Source organism: Rhodococcoides fascians NBRC 12155 = LMG 3623 (assembly GCF_001894785.1).
Lineage (GTDB): Bacteria > Actinomycetota > Actinomycetes > Mycobacteriales > Mycobacteriaceae > Rhodococcoides > Rhodococcoides fascians.
Genome location: NZ_BCWW01000003.1, coordinates 348,004 through 373,392 on the forward strand (window position 1 = coordinate 348,004; position 25,389 = coordinate 373,392).

A 25,389-nucleotide genomic window follows, 5' to 3' on the forward strand; every position below is an offset into this window, starting at 1 on the left:
CGTCAGTGCAGCTCGTGCACCGACTGCTTACCGCTCTTGAGCCAGCGGCTCGGCAGCCGGCCGACCAGCTCGCCGAGTGGATGCACCGCCGCCGAGAGGATCTCCACGGAATCCTGCAGGATGTCGATCGAGATACTCATACGCTCGATGTTCGGAGCCACGGACGTCAGCGTCTCGGAGAGTTTGACCAACTGGTCCAGCGGCCCGCCCTTGGCCGTCAGACGCTCGACGGCACCGTCCTCGGCCAGCATCGTCTCGAGGATGCCGTTCTCCGCGATGGCCCGTTCGATCAGACCGTCCTGACGCGTCAGCACCTCGAGCGGACCGTCCTTCGCCGTCAGGCGTTCGAGTGGGCCGTTGGTGGCGGTGATCCTGTCCAGAAGACCGCCTTCGGCGAGCAACCGCTCGAGCGGTCCGTCCTCAGCAAGCAGTCGGTCCAGCGGTCCGCCGGGAGCGAGAATGCGTTCGACCGGCCCACCCGGAGACAGCAGACGCTCGAGCGTGCCGTCCTCGGACGTGAGTCGATCGACGACGCCGCCCTGGGCGAGCAGGCGGTCGAGTGGCCCGCCCTCTTTCAGGGCGTTGTCCAACGCGCGGTCGTCGGAGGTGAGCTGGCCGAGCTGGGTGAGCAGCTGCATCGTGCCGCCGCGCGGATTGGCGAGCGACGCCACGCCGGCCGTGCCGGACGCGCCGGTGGCCAACGCCATCCTGGTGGTCGCCAACGCGACCTCTGCGACGCCGATCGCCTGCTCGGCGATGGCCAAGCCGGCCCGTGCGGGCAGTGTGATCGCTGACACCCAGTTCATCGTTTTACTGTAACTGCTTGTAGCCGGGAAAATCAGTGAAGAACCTTCAGTCCCACAACGCAGCCGACGATGCCGACCAGAAGTACGACTTTGAGGAACGACGCTGCTTCGGCACCGGTGATCATCGCGTACGCCACGGTCAAGGTGGCACCGATTCCCACCCACACCGCATACGCGGTTCCGGTGGGCAACGACCGCATCGCGACCGCGAGACCGATCATGCTGAGCACCACCGCGACACCGAAAACGACCGATGGTCCGAGCTTGGAGAAGCCCTCGGACTTACCGAGCGCAGTCGCCCAGATCGCTTCGAGAACGCCGGAAACGACGAGAATCAGCCATGCCATGAGAAATCACCTCTCGGCACCGTCTTGTCGCTGTTCGGGTACGGCGCGCCTCGTCCGATTGTCGGAAGTGACCTGTACGACGGTACCAATTTTTCTTCGGCGGGGACGCGAATTTTCCGGTGTCAGTACGCGTACGTGTTCGTCGGCGGGTCGATGCGCCGGGCCGTCGAGACCGTCATCGTGGGGGTGAAGGCGGTGGCTTCGGTCGCGGTCGATGCGTCGACGGTGCCGGTGAGCTGCAGCCAGGTTCCGTCCGGAACCTCTTCGAGGACAGTCGAATTGGAGTCCAGGTGAATTCGGATGGATCGTGCGTCGGCCGCGCAGCAGATGATCAGGACACGGGCGAGGTCGAGGCCGTCGGTTGTGCCGTCGACGCGCGGCGACCCACCGTTCGCGGTCGCCACGGCGAATCCGGTGACACTGATCTCCCGGCCGTCGAGGCTGCCCTCCGAATCTCGGACGGCCCGCTGCACGACGTCGAGCAACGGGACGTCGGGGGCCTGCCCGTCGGGTAGCGGCGGGAAGGGTGTCTTCTCGTGGGTCGAGACGGCGTCCACGGATCGGTCGCCGACCGCCGAGACACCGAGCGCGGGCGGGGCGACGAGGAGGATCACCGCAATCGGCACGAGCAGCAGCCAATACGGGCGTGCGTCGTGATCGTGGCCGTCTGTCGGCCCACCGCGCCGGATGTCGGCGACGATCGAGGCTGCCGCGAGGACGACGATCAGCACGCCCGCGATCAGCAGATACGGATGCAGTGACGGTTTGACGTACCGAACGAAGCTGCCGTCGAGCGAGATCTTCACGATCGCTCCGCCGAAAAGGAACAGCAGGACGTTCTGCACCTCGCGCTTCATCGTGCGCCGATTAGGAGTCCGCCGACGATCGAGGCGCACACGATCGCCACGACGAAGGTCAGTGGTGCGAACCGGACGACGAAACTGCGCCCGAAGCTGCCTGCCTGCATCGCCATCAACTTCAGATCGACGGCCGGACCGACCACCAGGAAGACCAGGCGCGGGAGCAGCGGCAGCATCGACATACTGGCCGCGACGAACGCGTCGGCCTCCGAACACAGCGCCAGCAGAACCGCCAGTACCGCCATCACCACGATGGACAGCAGCAGCTGACCGGCCAGGTGCGCATAGACCCGATCGGGAATCACCAGGTGCAGGGCCGCGGCCGCCGCGGCACCGAACACCAGAAACGCCCCGGCCTGCAGCAGGTCTGCACGAGCCGACTCGCGGAACGTCTCCCACTTCGAGCCTTCGTGATCGTGACCGCGATCCGCCAGCCGCGCGGTGATCCACTCGGCCTTACCGAATCGCGTCCACAGCCAGCCCATCACCACGGCCGTGGCGAGCGAGGCGAGGAACCGGGCGAGAACCATCGCCGGCTCACCCGGAAAGGCCACCGCAGTCGACACGAGAACGACGGGGTTGATCGCCGGTGCCGACAGCAGAAATGCCAGAGCCGCCGACGTCGGCATTCCCTGATCCATCAACCGCCGGGAGACGGGAACAGCTCCGCACTCGCACCCGGGCAATGCCATCCCGGCGAGTCCGGTCACACCGACGGCCGCGGGCTCGTTTCTCGGGACCACACGTCGAAGCACGGCCGGGGAGACGAACGCGGCGATGCCGCCGCTGACGAGCACGCCCAGCACCAGGAACGGCGTTGCCTGCACGAATATCCCGGTGAAGACGGTGGCTCCGGTTCGCAGGGCAGGGGAGGCAGCGACCCACTCGGCGAGGTACGGACCTGTCACGATGCCCAACACGAGCAGAGTTGCGAATACGTGCATGGAAGTGACCGTCGGCCTGCGCCTCGTGCGGCGATCGGTGTTCGCAGGGAGCATCGCGCTCCATCATGCCCTCTCTTGGGGCCCCTCTCTGTCGGGGCTCACAGCAACCTCACAGCGAGAGTCCAGCGGACGAGCAGCAACGCGCGCGATGATGGACACCGTGAGCGAAACCCCCGAAGCGCGTGTACTGATCGTCGACGACGAACCGACCATCGTCGAGCTGTTGGCGGTCAGTCTCAAGTTCCAGGGATTCGAGGTCGCGACGGCGTCCTCCGGCCCCGAGGCCCTGGACAAGTCGCGTACCTTTCGGCCCGAGGCACTGATCCTCGACGTCATGATGCCGGGCATGGACGGCTTCGGTCTGCTGCGCAGGCTGCGCGCAGACGGAGTGGATGCTCCGGCGTTGTTCCTGACGGCGCGAGATTCCGTGGAAGACAAGGTGACCGGTCTGACGCTCGGCGCGGACGACTACGTCACCAAGCCGTTCAGCCTCGAGGAAGTGGTGGCTCGGCTCCGGGTGATTCTGCGCCGGTCCGGTCGGACCGAGGAGACGGAATCGTCGCGAGTCGCGTTCGCGGACATCGAACTCGACGACGACACCCACGAGGTGTGGAAGGCAGGCGAGCCGGTCTCGCTCTCGCCGACCGAGTTCACACTGCTGCGGTACTTCATGGTCAATGCCGGAACAGTGCTGAGCAAGCCCCGCATTCTGGATCACGTGTGGCACTACGACTTCGGCGGTGAGGTGGGAGTGGTGGAGTCGTACGTGTCGTATCTGCGTCGTAAGGTCGACACGGGCGATACCCGATTGATCCACACGTTGCGGGGCGTCGGCTACGTCATGCGGCAGCCGCGGTGACCGGCTTCCGCTCACGGCTGGGGGACATCCCGCTGCGCTTCACTCTGGTTGCTGCCCTGCTGCTGTTGGTCGGGCTCGGACTGCTGGCATCGGGTGTCGCGGTGACGTCCTCGTTGGAGACGTCGTTGATGCGTCGCCTCGATCAGCAGTTGGTCGAGGCATCTCGGGGTTGGGCGCAACCGGACTCCCGCCCACTTCCACCCATCGGCGAGCCCAATCCTGGTCGCCCGCCGTCGAATTTCTACGTCCGGTCCGTGGCGAACGACGGCACCGTACGGGGACCCATCAACGATGTGGCAGAAAGTGTTCCGGATCTGTCCGGTGTCACCGCCGATCGCCCGACGACGGTCGGCTCCGAGAGCGACCCAGGGAAACAGTGGCGCGTGTTGACGGTGACCAACAGTGACGGATCCACCACTGTGGGAATTCCGCTGGGTCCCAATCAGCAGACCGTCAGCCGACTGATGGTGCTCCAGTTGTACATCGGGGCAGCGGTATTGGTGGTGTTGGGTGTGGTGGCCTACTTCGTGGTGCGGCGCAGCTTGCGGCCGTTGCGTGAGGTGGAGACGACGGCAGCTGCGATTGCCGCAGGCGATCTGCACCGGCGGGTGCCCCACCGCAGTGAGAGAACGGAAGTCGGTCGACTGTCGGCGGCATTGAACGGAATGCTCTCGCAGATACAGCGGGCGTTCGCGGCGACCGCCGCCTCGGAAGAAGCGGCGCGGGCGTCCGAGGATCGGATGCGCCGGTTCGTCGCCGACGCCAGCCACGAACTGCGGACTCCGCTGACGACCATCCGGGGATTCGCCGAGCTGTACCGGCAGGGGGCGATGAACGACATCGCATTGTTGATGACGCGGATCGAGGGCGAATCGGCGCGCATGGGACTGCTCGTCGAGGATCTGCTCATGCTCGCGCGACTCGATGCCCAGCGTCCCCTCGAGGTACGTCGAGTCGACGTGCTCACCATCGCCGCCGATGCCGTGCACGATGCGAAGGCCGTCTCGCCCGCACGCGACATCTCGTTGAAGGTATCGGCAGGACCAGGTATTCCGGAGGTCGCCGGCGACGATGCCCGGCTGCGTCAGGTGTTGGCCAACCTCGTGGGGAACGCAGTGCGGCACACGCCCGAGTCCGCGTCGATCACGGTGTGCGTGGGCACCACCGAGGAGTCGGTGGTGCTCGAGGTGCAAGACACCGGCCCTGGGCTGGGTGAGGAGGAAGCAGCTCACGTCTTCGAGCGCTTCTATCGCACCGACTCGTCCCGGACCCGTGAGAGCGGGGGCAGTGGGCTCGGCCTGTCCATAGTCGCAGCCCTGGTCGCCGCCCACAACGGGACCGTGGACGTGCGAAGTACTCCAGGCGCGGGTGCCACGTTCCGGGTCGAACTACCCAGGGCTGCAGACTGATCCGCTCACCCGGCCATGGACCGATCCTTCTTGCGTTCGGCGATCTTGGTGTACGCGGCAGCAGCGAGGGGCGCGGCCACGAGCATCGACACCAGCCGGATCACCTGAACGCAGGCGACGAACGTGACGTCCGATCCCGTCGTCGCGGACACGGCGAGCACTGCGGCGAGTCCGCCGGGCGTCGTCGCGAGATAGCCGGTCAACATGCTGACTCCGGTGACGGCGGACAGCGCCCAGCCCAGGAGTGCGCAGATCAGACCGATCGTGAGTACGAGCAGCGCGGCCCACGGGAAGATGCGTCCGATGGCCCGCAGGCTGGCAACGGTGAAGGCAAGTCCCGCTTGCCATCCGATGACGATGAACGCCAGCGGCAGTAGGACTTCCGGGACGGCGATGTCGACGGGCCAGCCGAGTAGCTCGCAGGCTCCGGCGACGATCAGCGGTCCGAGCGTGGCGGGGGCGGGGAGTCGGATCGCCTTCGCGAGCAGGATTCCGACGACGACGGCACCGATCAGAAAGGCCGTGCCGATGTACCACGGTGTCGTCGACGCCTTGTCGGTACCGGAGGTGCCACCGGTGTCGGTGTGAAAGGCGAAGGTGACGATCAACGGCATCGTGACGACCACCAACGCCACGCGGAGATACTGGACCACGGCGACGATGCGCTCGTCGCCGCCGAGCTCGCGGGCGACCGACACCAGACCTGTTGCGCCACCGGCAATCAGGGACAGTGCTCCGGTCACCGGATCGACGTCGCGGTGCAGTGCCAGCAGGGCGCCGCAGCCGGCGCTGACGATCAGGGTTGCCAACCCGACGGTGACCGCGGGGAGCCAGTTCTCTCCCAGCGCAGCGAGGGTGTCGGTGTCGAGCATGAGTCCGATCGTCACCGCCAGCGTGCCCTGCGCTGCCATGGACGCGGGACGGGGGACTGCGGCCGGACCCAACCCGGTCAGTGCGAACACCACGGCGACGACGAGTGCGGCGAACAGCGACGGCGCGGTGAGGCCCAGACTCGCGAAAAGGGCCCAGCCCCCGACGGATACGGCCGCGAGGCCGATCCATCGGAGGCTGTGCCGCACTACGGTCGTCACCTTGTCGGCAACATTCACGCTCCGGACTTGACCAGTAGAACCGGAACCGGAATTTCGAGCAGCAGGCGCTGAATCGTCTGTCCCATCAGGAACTTGCCGACTGCCGAGCGGTGTCGGGAGCCGACGACGAGGATCTCGGACTTCTGCTCCTCCACCAGAGTCAGCAGAGTGTTCACGGCGTCGGGATCGGGTCGACCCACCGCCACGGTCCAGGCCACGGCCTCGGCGTTGTCGATGTCGGCCAAGGCGGTCTCTACCGAGGTGGAGACCGCAGCGGTTTCGCCTGCCTCGGCGGACGGCTCGGCCGATCCCGACAGTGCGTGCAGGACGACCAGATCGGTCTCTCTGATCCGAGCTTCTCGAACGGCGGCCGCGAGTGCTGCGCGGCCCTCGGGTGAATTGTTGTGCAGTACGCCAACAGTCATGACGGTGTCTCTTTCAGGAAGGTGGGGGTGAGCGATCAGCCGAACGGAATCTGACCGAGGACGATGCCGACCGCCAGCATTGCGAGGGAGACGACCACCGCTCGCCACAACACCTTCTTGTGGTGATCGGCCAGCGAGACTCCGGCCAGGGTCACCAGGAGCAGGATGGCCGGAACCAGCGGGCTCTGCAGGTGGACGGGCTGACCGGTGATCGAGGCACGGGCCATCTCGACCGGGTCGATGCCGTACTTCTCGGCGGTCTCGGTGAGCACCGGCAGGATGCCGAAGTAGAACGCGTCGTTGGTCATGAAGAACGTCAGCGGGATGCTCAGGATGCCGGTGATGACGGCCAGGTACGGGCCCATTCCCGGCGGGATGACGTTGAGCAGCCACTCGGCCATGGCCTCGACCATGCCGGTGCCCTGGAAGACGCCCGTCAGGATTGCTGCGGCGAGCACCATGGCGACGACGGAGACGATGGAGGACGAGTGCCGAGCGATCGCGTCGCCCTGCTCCTTGACCTTCGGGAAGTTGACCGTCAGCGCGATCGAGGCAGCGATCATGAACAGCACCGGGATGGGAAGAATGTCCATGACCAGGATGACGAGGAGAACGACCGTCAGAGCAGCGTTGAACCACAGCAACTTCGGGCGCAGCGTGTCGCGATTGGGGTCGAGACCGTCGAAGAACTGACCCGATTCGCCGGAGCCGTCCGATCCGCCGGTTCCCGCTCCGCCGGTTCCCTTGCCGCCGTTACGGATGCTTCCGCCGCCGCCCGAGGAAACAAGTTCGGGTTCGTAGATCAGCTTGCCGATGCGTCGACGCTCCATGATGCCGAGGTGAACGGCGAAGAGCAGCACGATGATCAGGCCGACGATCATCGACGGAACCATCGGAACGAACACGTCGGACGGGGAGATTCCCAGAGCTGACGCAGCGCGAACCGTCGGGCCGCCCCACGGGATGATGTTCATCGTGCCGTTGGCGAGTCCGGCGACGACCGTCAGAATGACCGGGCTGACACCGAGTTTCAGGTAGAGCGGCAGCAGTGCGGACGTGACGATGATGAAGGTGGTCGAGCCGTCGCCGTCGAGCGAGACGACCATGGCCAGAATGGCCGTTCCGACAACAAGTTTCATCGGGTCGTTGCGTACGACACGCAGGATGCCGCGCACCAGTGGGTCGAACAGTCCGACGTCGATCATGATTCCGAAGAAGATGATGGCGAAGAACAGCAGGGCCGCGGTGGGGGCCAGGGACTTGATGCCGTCGGTGATCATGTCACCGATGCCGAGTCCCGCGCCGGCCAGCAGACCGAAGATGACAGGGACGAGGGTGAGTGCGACGACGGGCGTGGCTCTCTTGGTCAAGATCAAGAACATGAAGGCGGCTACCATGAGGAAGCCGAGTATCACCAACATCGTGCACTCCTTCTCGAAATGTGTGAGGTGGGTCCGGTTGGACTACGTGTTGTGACTGAAGTTACGTAACCGGCATCACATGTTCGCCGTTGTGCGCACTACCCGCGCAAGCAACGTAAAGAGCCTTTTGCGCATTGTGCTCGAGCAGCTCTCGCTCTAGCCTTGGCTGGTGCGATTGAGGACTCAAGTGCTGCTGCTGCAGGCCGCGTTGGTTGCGGTGGCGCTGGCAGTGGCGTTCGGAGTATTCGCGATCAGTAGCGGCGAACAGGCCAGCGAGGAGTACGGCGAGCGGGCACTCGCGGTCGCGCGGACCGTGGCCTCCGACCCCGAGGTGCGTTCGCTCGTGGGGCAGTTCTCGGCCGCGGACACCGCGGGGACCGATGCTGCGCCGGCGGGAGTGCTGGCAGGCGGTGCACTGCAACGGACGGGCGAAAGCGCCCGGGAGCGCACCGATGCTCTGTTCGTCGTCATCACCGACGACCGGGGACTGCGTCTGGCACATCCGGATCCGACCGTCCTGGGGCAACGGGTGAGTACCGATCCGTCCGGTGCGTTGGCGGGCAACGAGGTCGTCGAATCCCAACGCGGCACACTGGGCGACTCCGTCCGTGCCAAAGTGCCCATCCTGGCTCCGGGCTCGGCAGACGTCGTGATCGGCGAAGTGAGCGTCGGAATTTCCACGACGGCAGTGCGAACCGAGCTGGTGAAGGATCTGATCAACGGCGCACTGGTCACCGGCGCAGTGCTGCTGTTGGGTGTGCTCGGGTCGATCCTGTTGGCGCGCAGGTGGAAGCGGCTGACCCTGGGCCTCGAACCCGAGGAACTCGCCGAGCTCGTGCGCGAGCAGGAGGCGGTGCTGCACGGCATCGGCGAAGGCGTGGTGGCCATCGATCCGGACGGCATCGTCACCGTCGTCAACGACGAGGCGCGCACCTTGCTCTCGATCGAGGGCAAGCCGGGAATGCGCGTGGAGGACGTCGGTCTGACACCCAGATTGCTCGAGGTCATCGAGATGCCGACGGGCGAGCCGGTACTCGCGGCCGTCGACGAGGTCGTCGTCATCGCGGCTGCGCGAAAGGTGCTGCGTGACAATCGAGATCTGGGGACGGTACTCACCGTGCGAGATCGAACGGACGTGGAGGCACTGACGCGTCAACTCGACGCGGTGCAGTCGATGTCCGCGGTGCTGCGCGCCCAGCGACACGAGTTCGCGAACCGGATGCATCTGGTCAGTGGGCTGCTGCACGAGGGCCACCCCGATCGGGCGTCGGAGTACATCGACGAGATTCTCGGTGTCGGACCGAGATCGGAGGCGGTCGAGGGCATCGATGCGGTCTCCGACGCCTACCTACGTTCCTTCCTCACGGCCAAGGCGGCACACGCGCGCGAGAGTGGCGTGCGACTGGTGTTGGGGGAGAACACCTGGGTCGGTGGAGAACTGGTCGGACCGGTGGATGTCACCACCGTGCTGGGCAACCTGATCGACAACGCCATCGACGCAGCACGGCTCGGTGCACGTCGACCTGCCGAAGTGGAAGTCGAGCTGGTGCAGGAGGATTCGACCCTGCATATCGTCGTCGTCGATTCGGGTGACGGCGTTGCGTTGGCACCCGAGCAGGTGTTCGTCGAGGGAGTCTCGACCAAATCGACGGCGGACACGCCGGGTGGCCGAGGCGTGGGACTGGCACTGAGCCGACAGATCGCGCGAACCCGTGGCGGAGAGGTGACGTTGGCCGATGCCGGCGGGCAGATCACCGCCGACAACGACCGCGGGGGCGCAGTGTTCATCGCCTCGATTCCCGACGCACTACTGATCGAAGAGGTGACGCAATGAAAGTTCTCGTCGTCGACGACGACTTCCGGGTCGCAGATCTGCATGCCGCACTGGTGAATTCGCTCGACCGGTACGAGGTGGCCGCAGTGGCGACGAGTATCGCCCAGGCACGCGAGCTGCTGACGACACAGTCGTTCGACCTGGCACTGGTGGACGTCTATCTGCCGGATGGGTCCGGTATCGACCTGGTGCGAGAGCTGCCGTGTGACGCCGTGGTGCTCTCCGCTGCTGCGGATCAGCACACGGTGCGCTCGGCGATGACCGCGGGCGCATGGACGTATCTGATCAAGCCGTTTCCGCGCTCGGCGCTGGTCGATCGCCTCACCGGGTATCTTGCATACCGCGGCGCGCTCGACCGTACAGACGAACTGACTCAGGCGGACATCGACGGTGGGCTCGACGCCCTCCGCCCGCGCGCTGCGGCTCCGTTACCGGCCTCGCAGTCGGTCACCCGCGACCTGGTGCTCGACGCGGTGCGCGGAACGGCGGAGCCGATGTCGGCCGGAGAAGTTGCTGCGGCCATCGGCATATCGCGAGCGACGGCCCAGCGGTATCTGGCCACCCTGGTGTCCAAGGGGCGGTTGCGAATGCAACTGCGGTACGGATCGACCGGGCGTCCAGAGCAGGAGTACTCGCTACCGCCGGGTGCGTGACATCGCTACGACCGCAGCTCCGACGAGCGAAATGGCCGCGGTGAGCAGAGCCGCGGTGTTCCACCCCGTGACCAGAGCGGCCGCGGCATGATCGCCGGCCGGCACGGCAACCACAGCAACGACGGTGACCCCTATAGCGGATCCGACGTAGCGCGCGGTGTTGTTGGCCCCGCTGCCCATACCGCCGCGTCCGACCGGGACGCTGGCCACGGCCTCGCGCCCCAGCGCGGCGTTGAGGATGCCACTGGCGACGCCCGCCGCGAGCAGTCCCGGCAGCAGCCGAGGCCAGCCGGCGTCCGCGGCGAGGCCCGTCAGCATCACCATGCCCAGTGCCACTCCGATCAGTCCGGCGGCGAGCTGGGTCCGGCCGCTGACCGCGGCCGGGATTCGCCGAGCCAGCAGGGCGGTAACGACCGAGGTCGCAGACCACGCGAACAGCAGAATTGCTGCCCCGAGGGCATCGATGCCCAGCGCGGTGCCCACGAACCCGGCCATGTACGACATCAGTGCGATGATTCCGCCGCCTGTGGCCAGAGCGGCGACCGTGGCGGCGAGAAACGGAGGGTGGCGGAAGAGGGTGAGATCCAGCATCGCTGTTGCGCTGCGTAATTCGAGGATCACGAAGGCGGCCAGGAGTAGTGCGGCGAGGACGAACAGAACGATGGGAGTGACGGCGGTCCAGCCCTGCCTGCCCTCGACCAACGCAGCCAGCAACGCGGCAATGCCCGTGGCCAACAGCAGCGCACCGAGGGGATCGAGCCCACGCGGGGCGTCGGACATGGATTCTTCGACGCGCAGCTGCGCGACGACGGCGAGCACGAGAGTGGCGATCGCGAGGACCACGTACGCCTCCCGCCAGCTGGCCCATCGGTCGAGAAGCGCGGCGAGTAGCGGTCCGAGCGCGATACCGGCCCCGACGCTGGCACCCCAGACTCCGCTGGCCTTGGCGCGCACCGGCCCCGCGGGGTGCGTGTGCGCGATGATGCCGAGGCTCGACGCGACGACCGCCGCGCCGCCGAGACCCTGCAGGATGCGGGCCAGCACGAAGATCAGGGTGTTGGGAGAGACGGCACAAACGATGGCGCCGACGGCCAGAACGGCTGCTCCGAGTACGAAGGTGCGGCGACGGCCGAAGTCGTCTGCGACGGTCCCGGTGGTGAGCAACGCGGCGGCGAGGCCGATGCTCATCGAGCTCAGAATCCAGGTCCGACCCGCTGCGTCCGACATCAAGTCCAGCGCGGTGCTGTTGATCGTCGCGAGCGGAGCGGTGAACGCCATCAGCGTCAACAAGGTGCCCGATGCGGCGATGGCCAGTGCGCGGGTGCCGTTCGTGGTGCCGGCGGGCGTGGGTGCAGTGTCGGTCATCGTCGTCTCTCTGGTCTGGTGATCGAACTGTAAACGGCCAACTTGGTTCGGTCAACAGACTGTACGATCGGCGCATGGCACTCGGAACCGACTACGCCCGCCAGGACTGCCCCTTGGCCCGCGCGCTCGAACTCGTCGGCGAGCGCTGGACCATGCTCATCGTGCGCGACAGCTTCTTCGGGGTCCGACGCTTCGGCGACTTCCAGGTCCACCTCGACATTTCCAAGGCAGTTCTGGCTCAACGGCTCGGCACCCTGGTCGACGCCGGATTGCTCGACCGGCAAGCCCGAGCCCACGGCGGCGGCCACGACGACTACGTCCCGACGCACGCCCTCGAAGGACTGTGGCCGGCCGTCTACGCCCTGAGCTACTGGGGTGAGAAACAGAACCCGAAGCCCACGGGCACACGTCGCCGATTTCTGCATGCGACCTGCGGGACAGATCTGGGACCGCTCGGACTGTGCCCCGAGTGTGGCGTCGCACCCGGCCCACGCGACATCGATACCGACATCGGACCGGGTTACGACCCGGACAACCGATCCGACGCGGTATCGACGCAGCTACGAACGCGCCGACGGCTGCTGACGCCCCTGCGCTGAGCGAGGCGCATCAGTTAGGGACGTGAGCCTCGTGCCCGAGGTGGCGTAGCGCTGCTCGAAGCTTGTCGGCAGCATCGTCCTGTGACTCCGCGGACGGGTTCGGATCCGCACCGGAGATATCGAAATTGCCCATGTCGTACGCCGGAAACACGTGCAGATGCAGGTGCGGCACCTCGAGTCCGGCGATCAACAGGCCGGCCCTGGGCGCGTCGAACGCCGTCCTGACAGCCTGACCGATGATCTGCGCGACGGCAGTGATCTTGGCGAACACGGCACCGTCGACGTCCTGCCACTGATCGATCTCCGCACGCGGAACCACCAACGTGTGACCCTGAGTGACGGGGGCAATCGTCAGAAACGCCACGACGTCGTCGTCTTGCCAGACGAACCGTCCGGGAATCTCACCTGCGATGATCTTGCTGAAAATAGAAGCCATGGGGACAGAATGCCTTATTGGGGCGTCTCCCAGGTGATTGCCAGGTTCGTCGCAGCGTGGGTCCAGCTGCACACACGAGTGTTGCCTCATGACAACGAACTACCTCGCCCGAGCAGCAGGCCACCGGCCCGGCTCGAACGCAACGGCCACGCTCGAGGTGGTCATCCCGGTGTACAACGAAGAGGCGGATCTCGAGCAGTGCATTCGTCGACTGCACGAGCATCTCGAGGAAAGGATCCCGTTTCGGTCGCGGATCACCATCGCCGACAACGCAAGTACCGACGGCACCCTCGCGGTGGCGCATCGGCTCGCCGACGAGATCGACGGAGTTCGGGTTCATCACCTCGACGAGAAGGGACGTGGGCGGGCGCTCAAAGCGGTGTGGCTCGCGTCCGACGCCGACGTCGTTGCCTACATGGATGTCGATCTGTCCACCGACCTCAACGCCCTCATGCCGCTCGTCGCTCCACTGCTGTCGGGTCACTCGGACCTCGCTATCGGTTCTCGGCTGAACCGGTCGTCCCGGGTCGTTCGCGGAGTGAAACGTGAATTGATCTCGCGCAGTTACAATCTCATCCTGCGCACCTCGCTGCGCGCCCGCTTCTCCGACGCTCAGTGCGGGTTCAAGGCGATGCGCACCGATGTTGCTCGACAACTGCTTCCACTCGTCGAAGACACCGGATGGTTCTTCGACACCGAACTGCTCGTCATCGCCGAGAAGGTCGGCCTACGGATTCACGAGGTGCCGGTCGATTGGGTCGACGACCCCGACAGCAGCGTCCACCTCCTCGATACCGCCGTCAAGGATCTGCAGGGATGCTGGCGCGTCGGTCGTGCCCTTGCGACCGGAGTGCTCCCCGTCGCCGAACTGCGTCGAAGCCTGGGACGGGAGCCGCTGGTGGCCGGTGTACCGCACGGAATGATCGGCCAGCTGGTGCGATTCGGCATCATCGGTGTCGCGAGCACCGTGGCCTACGCACTGCTGTATCTGGTGCTGCATCCCATGATCGGGGCACAGGCCGCGAACTTCGCCGGACTGCTGATCACCGCCGTACTCAACACTGCGGCCAACCGCGCCTTCACTTTCGGCGTCCGAGGGCCCGCGGGCGCGGGCAAGCATCAGCTGCAGGGTCTGGCGATCTTCGGCTTCGCGCTGCTGATGACGAGCGGCTCGCTCGCGATACTGCACGCCTGGTCCCCGGACGTGTCGCGGCACATCGAACTGGCCGTTCTCGTCGTCGCCAATCTCGTTGCTACCGTGTGCCGATTCGTCGCACTGCGGTGGGTCTTCCGTAGTCCGAAGTCCGATCTTTCGGTGTCCGATCTTTCGGTGTCCGATCCTTCGGGGGAGAACCGATGACCACGACGATCGAACGGCCGTCCGCGGCCGCGCCGACCGAGCCGGCGACCTCCCGGCGGTGGGAACTTCTCGGGTTGATCACTCTGTTGATCGGCACCGGCGTGGCATACATCTGGGGACTCGGTGCTTCGGGTTGGGCCAACTCGTTCTATTCCGCAGCGATACAAGCAGGTTCGGTGTCGTGGAAGGCCTTCTTCTTCGGGTCCTCCGACGCGGCCAACTCCATCACCGTCGACAAGCCGCCGATGTCACTGTGGCTGATGTCGTTGTCGGTGCGGGTGTTCGGCCTGAACACCTGGGCGATGCTGGTGCCTCAGGCGCTCCTCGGAGTCGCCTCCGTTGCGCTGCTACGAGCCGTCGTCGTCCGCCGATTCGGTGCGGCCGCCGGGCTGCTCGCCGGACTGGTGCTGGCGCTGACTCCCGTTGCCGCACTGATGTTTCGGTTCAACAATCCCGACGCGTTGCTGGTGCTACTGATGATCGCCGCCGTCTGGGCCATGTTGCGAGGCGTCGAATCGGGAAAGACCAAGTGGCTGTTGATCACCGGTATGTTCGTCGGATTCGGCTTTCTCACCAAGCAGCTTCAGGTGATGCTCGTCGTACCGCCGCTGGCCTTGACGTACTTGATCGCCGGGCCGCCCAAACTCGGCACTCGAGTGCTGCAACTGTTCGCCGCACTCGGAACCATGATCGTCTCGGCCGGTTGGTGGTTGCTGATCGTCGAATTCTGGCCGGCATCCTCGCGGCCGTGGGTCGGTGGCTCGCAGAACAATTCGATTCTGGAACTGACTCTCGGCTACAACGGGTTGGGTCGACTCAGTGGCAACGAGACCGGCAGCGTCACCCCGGGCGGCGGTGGTGGCGGCGGGTCGATGTGGGGCGAGACCGGCATCCTCCGCATGTTCGACGCCTCCCAGGGCGGCCAGATCGCCTGGCTCATACCTGCCGCATTGTTGCTGCTGGTGACGGGACTGGTGTTGCGAGGCAAAGCCCCTCGCACCGATGCGCAACGCGCGTCGTTGATCGTCTGGGGCGCATGGCTGCTCGTCACCGGTCTGACGTTCAGCTTCATGGCCGGCATCTTCCACTCGTATTACACGGTCGCACTCTCGCCTGCCGTCGCTGCGCTCGTGGGTATCGGCAGTGTGATGCTGTGGCGCGAACGACAGCGGTTGTGGGTCCGGATCGCGATGGCGCTCGCGGTGGCGTCGACCGTCGCACTGGCGTGGGTGCTGCTCGGCCGTAGCGCGAGCTTCGTGCCGTGGCTGAAGTGGGCGATCCTGGTCGTCGGTGTGGTGGCGGTGGTGGCTCTGCTGATTCCGGCCCTCACTCGCGGCAGGCTCGCCGCGGTCGCGATTCTCGCGGTGATGTTCGCCGGACTGGCCGGGCCGACGGCGTACGCGGTGGACACGATCGGCACCCCGCACACCGGATCGATCGTGTCCGCCGGGCCGAACACCGGTATGCGCGGATTCGGCGGCATGGGTGAGGGCCGGCGCGGGCAGGGTGGTCTGCCGGGTGGAATGCAGCTGCCTCCCGGTGCACAGATGCCGGCCGGAATGCAGCCACCGGCGGGACTCCCGGGTCAGGCCGGCCAGCTGCCGGGCGGAGCCGAGATGGGCATGGGCGGCGGTATGGGTGGACTGCTCGAAGGCAGCACCCCGACCGCCGAGGTCACCGCAATGCTCGAACAGGACGCAGGTTCGTACACCTGGGTGGCGGCGGCCATCGGTGCCAACACCGCGGCGGGTTATCAACTGGCCACCGAGGATCCCGTCATGCCCGTGGGCGGCTTCAACGGAACCGACCCGTCGCCGACGCTGGCCGAGTTCCAGCAGTACGTGGCCGACGGCCGAATCCACTACTTCATCGGAGGCGGCGGTATGGGCGGCAGGGAGTCGGGTTCCTCGGCCGAAATCTCGGCATGGGTGACCGAGAACTTCACCGCGACCACCGTCGACAACGTCACGCTGTACGACCTGACGCAGTAATCTCGCCATCCCCGACGGGCCCCGCATCACGACAGGTGCGGGGCCCGACGGTGTCGAGCAGATAGTCTGATGCACTGTGCGCGTACTCGTCATAGGTTCCGGTGCTCGTGAGCACGCCCTTCTACTTGCGTTGAAGGCCGACCCGTCGGTCGACAAACTGTCCGTCGCTCCCGGCAATGCAGGCACAGCCACGCTCGCCGAACAGCACGCCGTCGACGTGGCATCCGGTGAGGCGGTGACAGCACTGGCCACGAAGCTCGAGGTGGATCTCGTCGTCATCGGGCCCGAGGTGCCCCTGGTTCTCGGAGTGGCCGATTCTCTGCGCGAGGCCGGCATCGCCACGTTCGGCCCGTCGGCCGACGCCGCACGCATCGAAGGATCCAAGGCGTTCGCCAAAGACGTCATGGCAAAGGCCGGCGTGCGAACCGCACACAGCGAAATAGTCGACTCGCCCGCACTGCTCGATGCCGCCCTCGACCGATTCGGCCCCAACTGGGTCGTCAAGGACGACGGACTCGCAGCAGGCAAAGGCGTCGTCGTCACCACCGACCGCCTCGTCGCTCGCGACCACGCCGCCGAACTCCTCGAAAACGGTCACCCGGTACTGCTCGAGTCGTTCCTCGACGGCCCCGAGGTGTCCCTGTTCTGCCTCGTCGACGGCGAGACCGTGGTGCCGCTGCTGCCCGCGCAGGACCACAAACGCGTCGGCGACGGAGACACCGGCCCCAACACCGGTGGCATGGGCGCGTACACCCCACTCCCATGGTTGCCCGAAGGTGCGGTCGACGAGATCGTCCGTGACGTGGTGAAACCCGTTGCGGCCGAGATGGTGAAGCGTGGAGTGCCGTTCTCGGGTCTGCTGTACGCCGGTCTCGCGATGGGTGCCGACGGCCCGGCCGTCGTCGAATTCAACTGTCGCTTCGGTGATCCAGAGACACAAGCCGTACTCGCACTGCTCGACTCACCTCTGGGTGAGGTGTTGAACGCGACGGCAACCGGCACGCTGGCGTCACTGGCGCCTCTGCGCTGGAAGGACGGCGCGGCGGTCACCGTCGTCATCGCCGCCGAGAACTACCCCGGTCGCCCCCGCACCGGTGACGAGATCCTCGGCTCCGAGGGCGAAGGCGTCCTGCATGCCGGCACCGCTGTGAAGGACGGCGCCGTCGTCTCCGCGGGCGGACGCGTGCTGAGCGTCGTCGGCACCGGATTCGACCTCACCGCCGCCCGAGATGACGCCTACTCCCGGATCGCCGGAATCCGATTGCCGGGCAGTCACTTCCGCACCGACATCGGCCTCGCTGCCGTGGAAGGGCGCATCTCGCTGTAGGTCGATGCACGCAAAGCAGGTGTGCTGAGTGTCCACAATTTGCCGTCGTGCACGGGATCCCGATGGTCGGGGCTGAGAGTGGACGCGGAGCCCAGTAGCTGGGGCTAGGTGTGCTGGGTGTCCACTATTTGGCATAGCACACGGGATCCCGAGCGTCGGGGCTGAGAGTGGACGCTGAGCCTAATTGCTGGGGCTAGGTGTGCTGAGTGTCCACTATTTGCCGTAGCACACGGGATCCCAATCGTCGGGGCTGAGAGTGGACGCTGAGTCCCGTTGCTGGGGCTAGGTGTGTTGAGTGTCCACTATTTGGCATAGCACACGGGATCCCAATGGCCGGGGCTGAAAGTGGACACTGAGCCCAGTTGTCCACAGGCATTCGCGTTGTCCACATTTCTCGCATCGGGCTCCCGCGAACAGTTCTCGAGCGCAAAGCTGTTCGACCATGGGGGTATTCACGAGGCAGCAACTACTGGACAGTGGCGTCAGCGCAGGGGCAATCGACTATCGGGCCAGGGTCGGCACACTGACTCGGCTGTTACCGGGCGTCTACTGCACGGGCGAGCCGTCGTTCCGAGACCGATGCGTGGCCGCAACGCTGTGGCAACCGGATGCAGTGCTCAGCCACCTGACTGCGGCGTGGTGGTGGAACCTGATCGATTACGAACCCGAACAGGTGCACATCACCGTGCCCCGCAGCACGCGAGCGCGGTGCCCTTCGTGGCTGCGCGCGTATCGTCGCACCATTCGAGAGACGAGTTTCGTCGACGCCCTCCCTGTCGTGACGATCGAGCAGTGCATCGTCGACGTGTCGGCGTCACTCGGTGGAGCAGCCCTGGAACCGTTCGTCGACGCAGCGCTCAGCGGGTCCGTCAGCAAACGCGGATTGGCGGCGCAATGCGCGAAGTCGGCCGGAATGGCAGGAGTCACCGAAGCGAAGAAGCAGCTGCGACAGTGCTGCCCACGCACGCTCTCCGAACCGGAACGACTGGTGGCCCGCGCACTCACCGCGGCAGGCTACTTTCTCGAGATCAACGCGGCGGTGGGGCAGTACTTCGCCGATCTGTTGGACCGTCGAGCCCGGGTGATCATCGAGATCGACGGCCGTGAATTCCACAGCGCGCCGGGGGTGTTCACCAACGACCGAGTGCGCCAGAACGCACTGCAACTCGACGGGTGGCTCGTGCTGCGATACTCGGCCGCGTTGGTGATGACCGACCTCGACGCCGTGGTGCGCGAAATCATCGAGACCGTGCGACGTCGCCGGAAGGCACTGAGCTGAGTGTCCACTATTTGTGGCCGGAGGCGGGATGCCGTGCCTGGCGTGGAATTGTGGACAGCGAGCTCACCTGTTCGGCCGAACTGTGCTGAGTGTCCACTATTTGTGGTCGGAGGCGGGATCCCGTGCTTGCCGCGGAATTGTGGGCACCCAGCTCACCTGTTCGGCCCGCACAATCCCATGCCTGCCGCGGAATTGTGCACACTCGAGTCAGTAGTGTCGATGGAATGCACAGTGAATCGCAGCGATCGAAGGTCGAGCCGTTCCACGTGATGGATGTGTTCGCCGCGGCGGCCGAGCGGGCGCGTACTCACGGTGATGTGCTGTCGCTCGCCGCAGGTCAGCCGTCGACCAGGGCACCCGAGCCGGTGTTGCGCGCCACCCGAGACGCTTTGGATGCGCATCTGCTCGGGTACACCGAAACGCTGGGCATTCTGCCGCTACGGCAAGCGATCGCGGAATACCACAGCACGCGGTACGGCATCACCGTCGAGGCGGACGACGTGGTGATCACCACCGGGTCGTCGGGCGCATTCACGTTGTTGTTCCTCGCGGCGTTCGACGCGGGGGATACCGTCGTCATGGCCAGGCCCGGGTACCCGGCATATCGAAACACGTTGGCGGCGTTGGGCTGTCGCGTCGTCGAACTGGATTGTGTGGAGGAGACACGATTCCAGCCCACCGTCGCGATGCTCGACGAACTACCGGAGCCGCCTGCCGGGCTCATCGTCGCCAGTCCGGCCAATCCCACCGGCACGATCATCGACCCCGACGAGCTGGCCGCCATCGCGCGCTGGTGCGACGAGCACGGAACACTGTTGATCTCCGACGAGATCTACCACGGCATCTCCTACGGCGAGGCGCACACGGCCAGTACCTGGGAGACATCGAAGGAATCCGTGGCAATCGGATCTGTGTCGAAGTACTTCTCGATGACGGGATGGCGGTTGGGCTGGATGTTGCTTCCGACCCGACTGCGCAGGGCCGTCGAACGATTGGCATCGAACATGACGGTCTGCCCGCCGGCGATCTCGCAGGTGGCGGCTGTTGCGGCGTTCGCCGAAGAGTCGCGCCGCGAGCTGGATTCGCATGTCGAGCGGTACGCCGTCAACCGCAGGATCCTGCTCGACGGTTTGCCTGCGTTGGGTATCACCGATCTGGCTCCGGCCGACGGTGCCTTCTACGTCTACGCCGACATCGCGCATCTCACCGACGACTCTCGTAGTTGGTGCGCCCGCGTGCTGGCCGAGACCGGTGTCGCGTTGGCACCCGGCGTCGACTTCGACACCGTCCGCGGGAACCACACGGTGCGATTCTCGTTCGCGGGCACCACGTCCGACGTCGAAGAAGCGTTGGAGCGACTACGTCGCATGTGAATGGAAACTCCTAGCAGGCTACGAGGCAGGAGTGGAGCCTGCGGAACGACAGGAAAGCGCTGCGCTCACATGCGGCGCAGCCGCTCCAGCACCTCGTCGATGTCGGCGGCGGACACGTCGCGATGCGTCACGAAGCGCACCTTGCCGGCGACGGTGACGGCGGCGATGCCCAGATCTGCCAGCTCGGTCACCGTCCTAACAGGATCGGCGACGGCGGCGAGCACGATGTTCGTCTGGGGTTCTGCGACCTCCCAGCCCCGATCGCGAAGGCCGCGTGCCAGCGTCGAGGCATTTGTGTGATCCTCGGCGAGATCGCCGATTCGATCAAGGGCGACGAGCCCTGCCGCAGCCAGAACCCCGCCCTGACGCACGCCGCCGCCCAACATCTTTCGCACACGCCGGGCCTCGTGGATTCTCGCCGCATCGGAGACGAGCATCGAGCCGACGGGTGCGCCGAGCCCCTTGCTCAGGCAGACCTGCACCGTGTCTGCGCCGGTGGTCAACGACGCGATCGGAACATCGAGTGCCACAGCGGCATTCCACAGTCGAGCCCCGTCGAGGTGAATCCTCAACCCCGAGTCACGTCCGGCAGCAACGAGTTCCGCCCACTCGTCCGGTCCTAGCACGGCACCGCCGGCGAAATTGTGTGTGTTCTCGAGTGAGAGCAATGTGGTCCGCAGGGCGAAGTACGGTCCGACGCCGCCGGCTGCCGTACGCACCGTCGACGCAAGGGGGCGTCCGGGGCCACCGTCGTGGGGAAGTGCCTCGGGCATTCCGCCCGCCAACCACGCGGCGGTGCCGAGCTCGGAGCCCAGGACGTGGGCGTGTTCGGGGGCCAGGAAGCGGTCTCCGCGCTGCAGATGGAGCATCAGCGCGATGATGTTGCCCATCGAACCGGACGGCACCCACAGCGCCGCCTCGAAGCCGAGCAGATCCGCCACTCTTTCCTCGAGCGCCGCCATCGTCGGATCGTGGTCGAGGACGTCGTCACCCACTTCGGCGTCGGCCATTGCTTGTCGCATGATCGAATCTGGTCGAGTGATGGTGTCGGAGCGAAGGTCGATAGGTCGATGAGCCACGAACACTGACAATTCCATAGCGCGAAAGCAGTCCGACGAACGGCTGCGAGCTGGCACGATGACTGGAATGTCCGCAGGTCCGACCGAGTCGCAGCACAAGGTGTCGGGTGCGACTCCGAAGGGAGTGCGCCGCCGCCACGCTCTGGCGTCGGCGGCTGCAGACCTGCTGGTCGAGGGTGGATTCGACGCGGTTCGGCACCGGTCGGTTGCCGCTCGCGCCGGACTGCCGTTGGCGTCGACCACCTACTATTTCGAGTCGCTCGGCGACTTGGTGGCCGCCGCGGTCGACGTCGTCGGGACCCGCGAGATCGACGTCATGCGCGGACGTATCGACGACGAGGGCAAGTGCTCGCAGAAGATGGAGTCGACGGTCGATCTCATCGTCGACCTGCTGATCGGGCCGCAGGGCGGACATGAGCAACTGGTCGCCAGATACGAGCGGTTCATCGCGTCGGCTCGGCATCCGGAACTTCGTGAGGTGCAGCTGAGGCTGCGTGCCCAGATCGACGACCTGCTGACCGATGTGCTGCGTCGATCGGGGCGAACCGTGCAGGAAGAGCAGCTACGACGACTTGTGGCAGTGGTCGACGGTGCAGTGGTGGGCGCGCTCAGCGAGGTGGATCCCGATCCGCGCGAAATGGCGCGCAGCATGCTGTTGGCCGTCATCGACATCGTGGCACCGGCGGAACAGGTGTCGGCCGATTGACTCAGGCCCCCTCAGGCCGGCCCCCTCAGGCCGGTGTGTTCAACCCGAAGTCGTTCTCGCCCGAGTCTGCGTCTCGGATCGGCGGCACCTCGCACACACCGTCCTCGCAGACGAGTCCGTGGTCGTCGCCGACCATCTCCAAAGGGCCGCTCATGAGCCGGCCGCGGCCTTCTGCAGGACGTCGGCGAACACCGACGGTTCCTGCGCGCCCGACACACCGAGGCGACCGTCGATCACGAAGAACGGCACACCACTGATTCCGTAGGCGATGGCCTGCTCCTTGTCCGCGCGCACGGCGGGCAGGAACTCCTCGGACTTCAGCGCCTCGACCACCTCGTCACGATCGAGACCGATCTCCGCGGCCAGGTCGGCGAGGTCGTCGACGCGTCCGACGTGGCGGCCCTCCTCGAAGTAGGCCGCCAGCAGCCGTTCCTTCATCTCGCCCTGCTTGCCCTTCGACTTGGCGAAGTGCAGGAGTTCGTGCGCCTTGACGGTGTTGGTGTGCTGCAAGGCGTCGAAGTCGTACGCAAGCCCCTCGGCTGCGGCCAGCTCGGTCATCTGCCCCAACATCTGCGTGACCTGGGCGGCCGGCATGCCTTTGTGGGAGACGAGAAAGTCGACCTCGCTGCCGTCGAAGTCGACCGGTGTGTCGGGTGCCAGCTCGAACGAGTGGAACTCCACTTCGAGCGCCCCGCCATCGGCGATGAACTCCGCAGCACCTGCCTCGAAACGGCGCTTACCGACGAAGCACCACGGGCACGCTATGTCGGACCAGATGTCGACCTTCACTGTTCGGCTCACGGCGGCTGCAACATCGGAATGCGGTGCTCTTATTCCACGCGGCGATGATCGCGGGAGGTCGGTGGCGGCAGTCCACTTTCGAAACAGTGCAGTCGTCTTCCAAGACCGACAACTGGGCCACGTAAGCTGGACGCTCGTGAGCATCCCGAATGTCCTGGCCACCCGTTACGCAAGCCCCGAACTGGTGGAGCTGTGGTCTCCGGAATACAAGATCACGCTCGAACGGCAACTGTGGATTGCCGTGCTGCGCGCACAGTCCTCGCTCGGAGTGGACGTGCCCAACGCGGCGATCGCCGATTACGAAGCTGTCGCCGACCAGGTCGACCTGGCATCGATCGCCGAGCGGGAACGCGTCACCAGGCACGACGTGAAGGCCCGCATCGAGGAGTTCAACGCCCTCGCCGGTCACGAGCACATCCACAAGGGACTCACCAGCCGCGACCTGACCGAGAACGTCGAGCAGCTGCAGATTCTGCGTTCGCTCGAACACGTCCACACGCACGGTGTCGCCGTGGCGAAGCGGTTGGCCGAACGCGCCGCCGAATACTCCTCCCTCGTCATGGCCGGCCGTAGCCACAACGTCGCCGCCCAGGCCACCACGCTGGGCAAGCGCTTCGCGTCGGCCGCCGACGAGCTGCTGCTCGCACTGTCCCGGCTGCAGGAACTGATCGCGCGTTACCCACTGCGCGGTATCAAGGGCCCGATGGGCACCTCGCAGGACATGCTCGATCTGTTCGGCGGAGACTCGGCGAAGCTCGTCGCACTCGAACGCATCGTCGCCGATCATCTCGGCTTCCGGCACACGCTCACCAGCGTCGGCCAGGTGTATCCACGCTCCCTCGATCACGAGGTCGTGTCCGCGCTGGTCCAGGTGGGTGCCGGGCCGTCGTCGTTCGCACACACCGTCCGCCTGATGGCGGGCCACGAGCTGGTCACCGAGGGCTTTCAGCCCGGCCAGGTCGGTTCCTCGGCGATGCCGCACAAGATGAACACGCGCTCGTGTGAACGCGTCAACGGCCTGCAGGTGGTGCTTCGCGGCTACGGATCGATGGCTGCCGAGCTCGCCGGAGCGCAGTGGAACGAGGGCGACGTCTTCTGTTCCGTTGTGCGTCGCGTCGCGCTGCCCGACGCGTTCTTCGCCATCGACGGTCTCATCGAGACCTTCCTGACCGTGCTCGACGAGTTCGGGGCGTACCCCGCCGTCATCGCCAAGGAACTGGATCGCTACCTGCCGTTCCTCGCGACGACCAAGGTGCTCATGGCCGCCGTACGTGCAGGCGTCGGCCGAGAGACCGCGCACGAGGCGATCAAGGAACACGCCGTCGCCGTCGCGCTGGCCATGCGTGAGCAGGGACTCGAGCCCGACCTGCTGGATCGCCTGGCTGCCGACGACCGCCTACCGCTCGACCGCGCTGCACTCGATGCGGCGCTGGCCGACAAGACGGCCTTCGTCGGTGCAGCGGACGCACAGGTCAGTGCGGTCGTCTCGGCCGTGGAGCGGCTGATCGCGAAGTTCCCAGCCGGTGCGGCCTACAGCCCGTCGCCGATTCTCTGAGTTCTCTGTTGTGAGTGGAAACTCGTAGTGGGCTACGAGTTTCCACTCACATCAGGACGTCAGGCAGGTCTGCGACGGAATCGATCACGTGATCGGGTTCCATCGCGAATTCGTCGGTGATGCGTCGATCGAGCACGTCCTGACGGAATTTTCCGGTACGAACCAGGACACCGGTCATGCCGACGACCTGGGCGGCGAGGACGTCGTTGTCGAGGTCGTCGCCGACCATGACGACGTCGTCCGGGTCGACGCCCATCCGCTCGGACGCCGTGCGGAAGCCCAGGGGAGCGGGCTTGCCGATGGCTTTCGCGGCGTGTCCGGACGCTTGCTCCATCCCGGCGAGGTACATGCCGGTGTCGATGCGCAACCCGCCACCGGTACTCCACATCAACGATCGATGCATCGCGACGACGGGAATGCCGCGACACAGCCAGTCGTAGACGCGACTGAGACGCTCGTGCGTGAACTCCGGGCCGGCACCGCCGACGACCACGACATCCGGATCCCCGGAAGACTCCTCGACGAATTCGATGCCCGGCATATCGGCCGCGATCTCGCCGTTGTTGATCATGACCACCCGAGCATCCGGGTAGTTCTCGCGTAGATGATCCGCGGTGAGCGACGCGGCGGTGACGATCTCGTCGGAATGGACGTCGAGTCCGACGTCGCGCAATGCCGCCGCTATCTGCTCGCGCGTCTTCGAGGTCGTGTTGGTCAGGAACGCGCGTGCAATGTCGTTGTCGTCCAGGTACTTCAGCGTCGCGGCTGCCCCGGGTACCGCCTGCCACGACGTGACGAGTACGCCGTCGATGTCGAAGAGAACCCCGCCGATGCTCATCGGCAAACAGTAGTCGGGTCGAGTCAGTCGT

General features: G+C 65.9%; 25 protein-coding genes and 1 riboswitch. Of the genes, 12 read left to right on the plus strand and 13 right to left on the minus strand.

Features of this window, described 5'->3' with window-relative positions:
* Positions 1-2 precede the first annotated feature (2 nt).
* The 4 genes from RFA01S_RS09450 to RFA01S_RS09465 form a co-directional block, all read right to left on the minus strand.
* Positions 3-806, minus strand: a complete 804-nt coding sequence (locus RFA01S_RS09450) for a hypothetical protein (protein ID WP_032407172.1) — start codon at positions 804-806, stop codon at positions 3-5.
* Positions 807-838: 32 nt separating this feature from the next.
* Positions 839-1,153 (minus strand): DMT family transporter, encoded by a 315-nt coding sequence (locus tag RFA01S_RS09455; RefSeq protein ID WP_027495786.1) that lies wholly within the window; start codon positions 1,151-1,153, stop codon positions 839-841.
* A gap of 13 nt (positions 1,154-1,166) precedes the next feature.
* Positions 1,167-1,230, minus strand: a riboswitch (guanidine-III (ykkC-III) riboswitch).
* Positions 1,231-1,275: 45 nt separating this feature from the next.
* Entirely contained in the window at positions 1,276-2,010 is a 735-nt protein-coding gene (locus RFA01S_RS09460) for a TIGR03943 family putative permease subunit (protein ID WP_032407171.1), read from the minus strand.
* Entirely contained in the window at positions 2,007-3,011 is a 1,005-nt protein-coding gene (locus RFA01S_RS09465; protein ID WP_032407170.1) for a permease, read from the minus strand. The genes RFA01S_RS09460 and RFA01S_RS09465 overlap by 4 nt, the downstream gene beginning before the upstream one ends.
* A 97-nt stretch (positions 3,012-3,108) precedes the next feature.
* Between RFA01S_RS09465 and RFA01S_RS09470 the strand changes: the two genes are divergently transcribed.
* Together RFA01S_RS09470 and RFA01S_RS09475 are read left to right on the plus strand one after the other, a co-directional pair.
* The gene (locus RFA01S_RS09470) at positions 3,109-3,816 is read left to right on the plus strand and encodes a response regulator transcription factor (RefSeq protein WP_027495789.1); all 708 of its coding nucleotides are present in this window, start codon (positions 3,109-3,111) and stop codon (positions 3,814-3,816) included.
* Positions 3,813-5,225 (plus strand): HAMP domain-containing sensor histidine kinase, encoded by a 1,413-nt coding sequence (locus tag RFA01S_RS09475; RefSeq protein WP_032407169.1) that lies wholly within the window; start codon positions 3,813-3,815, stop codon positions 5,223-5,225. Before RFA01S_RS09470 ends, RFA01S_RS09475 begins: the two co-directional genes overlap by 4 nt.
* 5 nt (positions 5,226-5,230) lie before the next feature.
* On the opposite strand, the gene RFA01S_RS09480 is transcribed toward RFA01S_RS09475, so the two are convergent.
* Genes RFA01S_RS09480 through RFA01S_RS09490 form a run of 3 tightly spaced genes read right to left on the minus strand, consistent with a single transcriptional unit; the run spans position 5,231 to position 8,162 of the window.
* Positions 5,231-6,334: an AbrB family transcriptional regulator gene (locus RFA01S_RS09480; RefSeq protein ID WP_052060665.1), complete on the minus strand. Its 1,104-nt coding sequence runs from the start codon at positions 6,332-6,334 to the stop codon at positions 5,231-5,233.
* On the minus strand, positions 6,331-6,741 hold the full coding sequence (locus tag RFA01S_RS09485) for a universal stress protein (protein ID WP_027495792.1): 411 nt from the start codon (positions 6,739-6,741) through the stop codon (positions 6,331-6,333). The genes RFA01S_RS09480 and RFA01S_RS09485 overlap by 4 nt, the downstream gene beginning before the upstream one ends.
* Before the next feature lie 35 nt (positions 6,742-6,776).
* On the minus strand, positions 6,777-8,162 hold the full coding sequence (locus tag RFA01S_RS09490) for a CitMHS family transporter (RefSeq protein WP_032367524.1): 1,386 nt from the start codon (positions 8,160-8,162) through the stop codon (positions 6,777-6,779).
* Between the two features lie 169 nt (positions 8,163-8,331).
* Between RFA01S_RS09490 and RFA01S_RS09495 the strand changes: the two genes are divergently transcribed.
* Together RFA01S_RS09495 and RFA01S_RS09500 are read left to right on the plus strand one after the other, a co-directional pair.
* Positions 8,332-9,996: a sensor histidine kinase gene (locus tag RFA01S_RS09495; RefSeq protein ID WP_032386394.1), complete on the plus strand. Its 1,665-nt coding sequence runs from the start codon at positions 8,332-8,334 to the stop codon at positions 9,994-9,996.
* Entirely contained in the window at positions 9,993-10,649 is a 657-nt protein-coding gene (locus tag RFA01S_RS09500) for a response regulator (RefSeq protein ID WP_032388913.1), read from the plus strand. Before RFA01S_RS09495 ends, RFA01S_RS09500 begins: the two co-directional genes overlap by 4 nt.
* Here RFA01S_RS09500 and RFA01S_RS09505 read toward each other — a convergent pair.
* A complete protein-coding gene (locus RFA01S_RS09505; protein WP_032407168.1) occupies positions 10,632-12,014 on the minus strand; it encodes an MFS transporter in 1,383 nt (460 codons plus the stop codon). The two genes, RFA01S_RS09500 and RFA01S_RS09505, sit on opposite strands and share 18 nt — an antisense overlap.
* Before the next feature lie 74 nt (positions 12,015-12,088).
* On the opposite strand from RFA01S_RS09505, the gene RFA01S_RS09510 reads away from it, so the two are divergent.
* Positions 12,089-12,613, plus strand: a complete 525-nt coding sequence (locus RFA01S_RS09510) for a winged helix-turn-helix transcriptional regulator (RefSeq protein WP_032407167.1) — start codon at positions 12,089-12,091, stop codon at positions 12,611-12,613.
* A 10-nt stretch (positions 12,614-12,623) separates the two neighbouring features.
* On the opposite strand, the gene RFA01S_RS09515 is transcribed toward RFA01S_RS09510, so the two are convergent.
* Entirely contained in the window at positions 12,624-13,049 is a 426-nt protein-coding gene (locus RFA01S_RS09515; protein ID WP_032381608.1) for an HIT family protein, read from the minus strand.
* 88 nt (positions 13,050-13,137) lie between these two features.
* Here RFA01S_RS09515 and RFA01S_RS09520 point away from each other — a divergent pair, with 88 nt between their 5' ends.
* The 5 genes from RFA01S_RS09520 (at position 13,138) to RFA01S_RS09540 (ending at position 20,379) form a co-directional block, all read left to right on the plus strand.
* Entirely contained in the window at positions 13,138-14,409 is a 1,272-nt protein-coding gene (locus tag RFA01S_RS09520; RefSeq protein ID WP_052060664.1) for a bifunctional glycosyltransferase family 2/GtrA family protein, read from the plus strand.
* Positions 14,406-16,400 (plus strand): glycosyltransferase family 39 protein, encoded by a 1,995-nt coding sequence (locus tag RFA01S_RS09525; RefSeq protein ID WP_032367531.1) that lies wholly within the window; start codon positions 14,406-14,408, stop codon positions 16,398-16,400. Before RFA01S_RS09520 ends, RFA01S_RS09525 begins: the two co-directional genes overlap by 4 nt.
* 76 nt (positions 16,401-16,476) lie before the next feature.
* Positions 16,477-17,727, plus strand: coding sequence for a phosphoribosylamine--glycine ligase (purD, locus tag RFA01S_RS09530; RefSeq protein WP_032407166.1), 1,251 nt, complete (start codon positions 16,477-16,479; stop codon positions 17,725-17,727).
* A gap of 442 nt (positions 17,728-18,169) precedes the next feature.
* Entirely contained in the window at positions 18,170-19,006 is an 837-nt protein-coding gene (locus RFA01S_RS09535) for a DUF559 domain-containing protein (RefSeq protein ID WP_032407165.1), read from the plus strand.
* Positions 19,007-19,230: 224 nt separating this feature from the next.
* Positions 19,231-20,379, plus strand: a complete 1,149-nt coding sequence (locus RFA01S_RS09540) for a pyridoxal phosphate-dependent aminotransferase (RefSeq protein WP_032407164.1) — start codon at positions 19,231-19,233, stop codon at positions 20,377-20,379.
* A gap of 65 nt (positions 20,380-20,444) precedes the next feature.
* Here RFA01S_RS09540 and RFA01S_RS09545 read toward each other — a convergent pair whose 3' ends face one another.
* Positions 20,445-21,458: a threonine aldolase family protein gene (locus RFA01S_RS09545; RefSeq protein WP_238325097.1), complete on the minus strand. Its 1,014-nt coding sequence runs from the start codon at positions 21,456-21,458 to the stop codon at positions 20,445-20,447.
* A 58-nt stretch (positions 21,459-21,516) separates the two neighbouring features.
* Between RFA01S_RS09545 and RFA01S_RS09550 the strand changes: the two genes are divergently transcribed.
* Positions 21,517-22,164, plus strand: coding sequence for a TetR/AcrR family transcriptional regulator (locus tag RFA01S_RS09550; protein WP_032367536.1), 648 nt, complete (start codon positions 21,517-21,519; stop codon positions 22,162-22,164).
* A gap of 25 nt (positions 22,165-22,189) precedes the next feature.
* Here RFA01S_RS09550 and RFA01S_RS28145 read toward each other — a convergent pair whose 3' ends face one another.
* Together RFA01S_RS28145 and RFA01S_RS09555 are read right to left on the minus strand one after the other, a co-directional pair.
* Positions 22,190-22,318, minus strand: coding sequence for a hypothetical protein (locus RFA01S_RS28145; RefSeq protein WP_255182292.1), 129 nt, complete (start codon positions 22,316-22,318; stop codon positions 22,190-22,192).
* Positions 22,315-22,965 (minus strand): DsbA family oxidoreductase, encoded by a 651-nt coding sequence (locus RFA01S_RS09555; protein ID WP_032407162.1) that lies wholly within the window; start codon positions 22,963-22,965, stop codon positions 22,315-22,317. The genes RFA01S_RS28145 and RFA01S_RS09555 overlap by 4 nt, the downstream gene beginning before the upstream one ends.
* Positions 22,966-23,101: 136 nt before the next feature.
* Here RFA01S_RS09555 and purB point away from each other — a divergent pair, with 136 nt between their 5' ends.
* Positions 23,102-24,520, plus strand: coding sequence for an adenylosuccinate lyase (gene purB, locus RFA01S_RS09560; protein WP_032407161.1), 1,419 nt, complete (start codon positions 23,102-23,104; stop codon positions 24,518-24,520).
* Between the two features lie 46 nt (positions 24,521-24,566).
* On the opposite strand, the gene RFA01S_RS09565 is transcribed toward purB, so the two are convergent.
* Complete coding sequence (locus tag RFA01S_RS09565) at positions 24,567-25,358, minus strand: HAD-IIA family hydrolase (RefSeq protein ID WP_032407378.1); 792 nt, start codon at positions 25,356-25,358, stop codon at positions 24,567-24,569.
* Between the last annotated feature and the right edge of the window lie 31 nt (positions 25,359-25,389).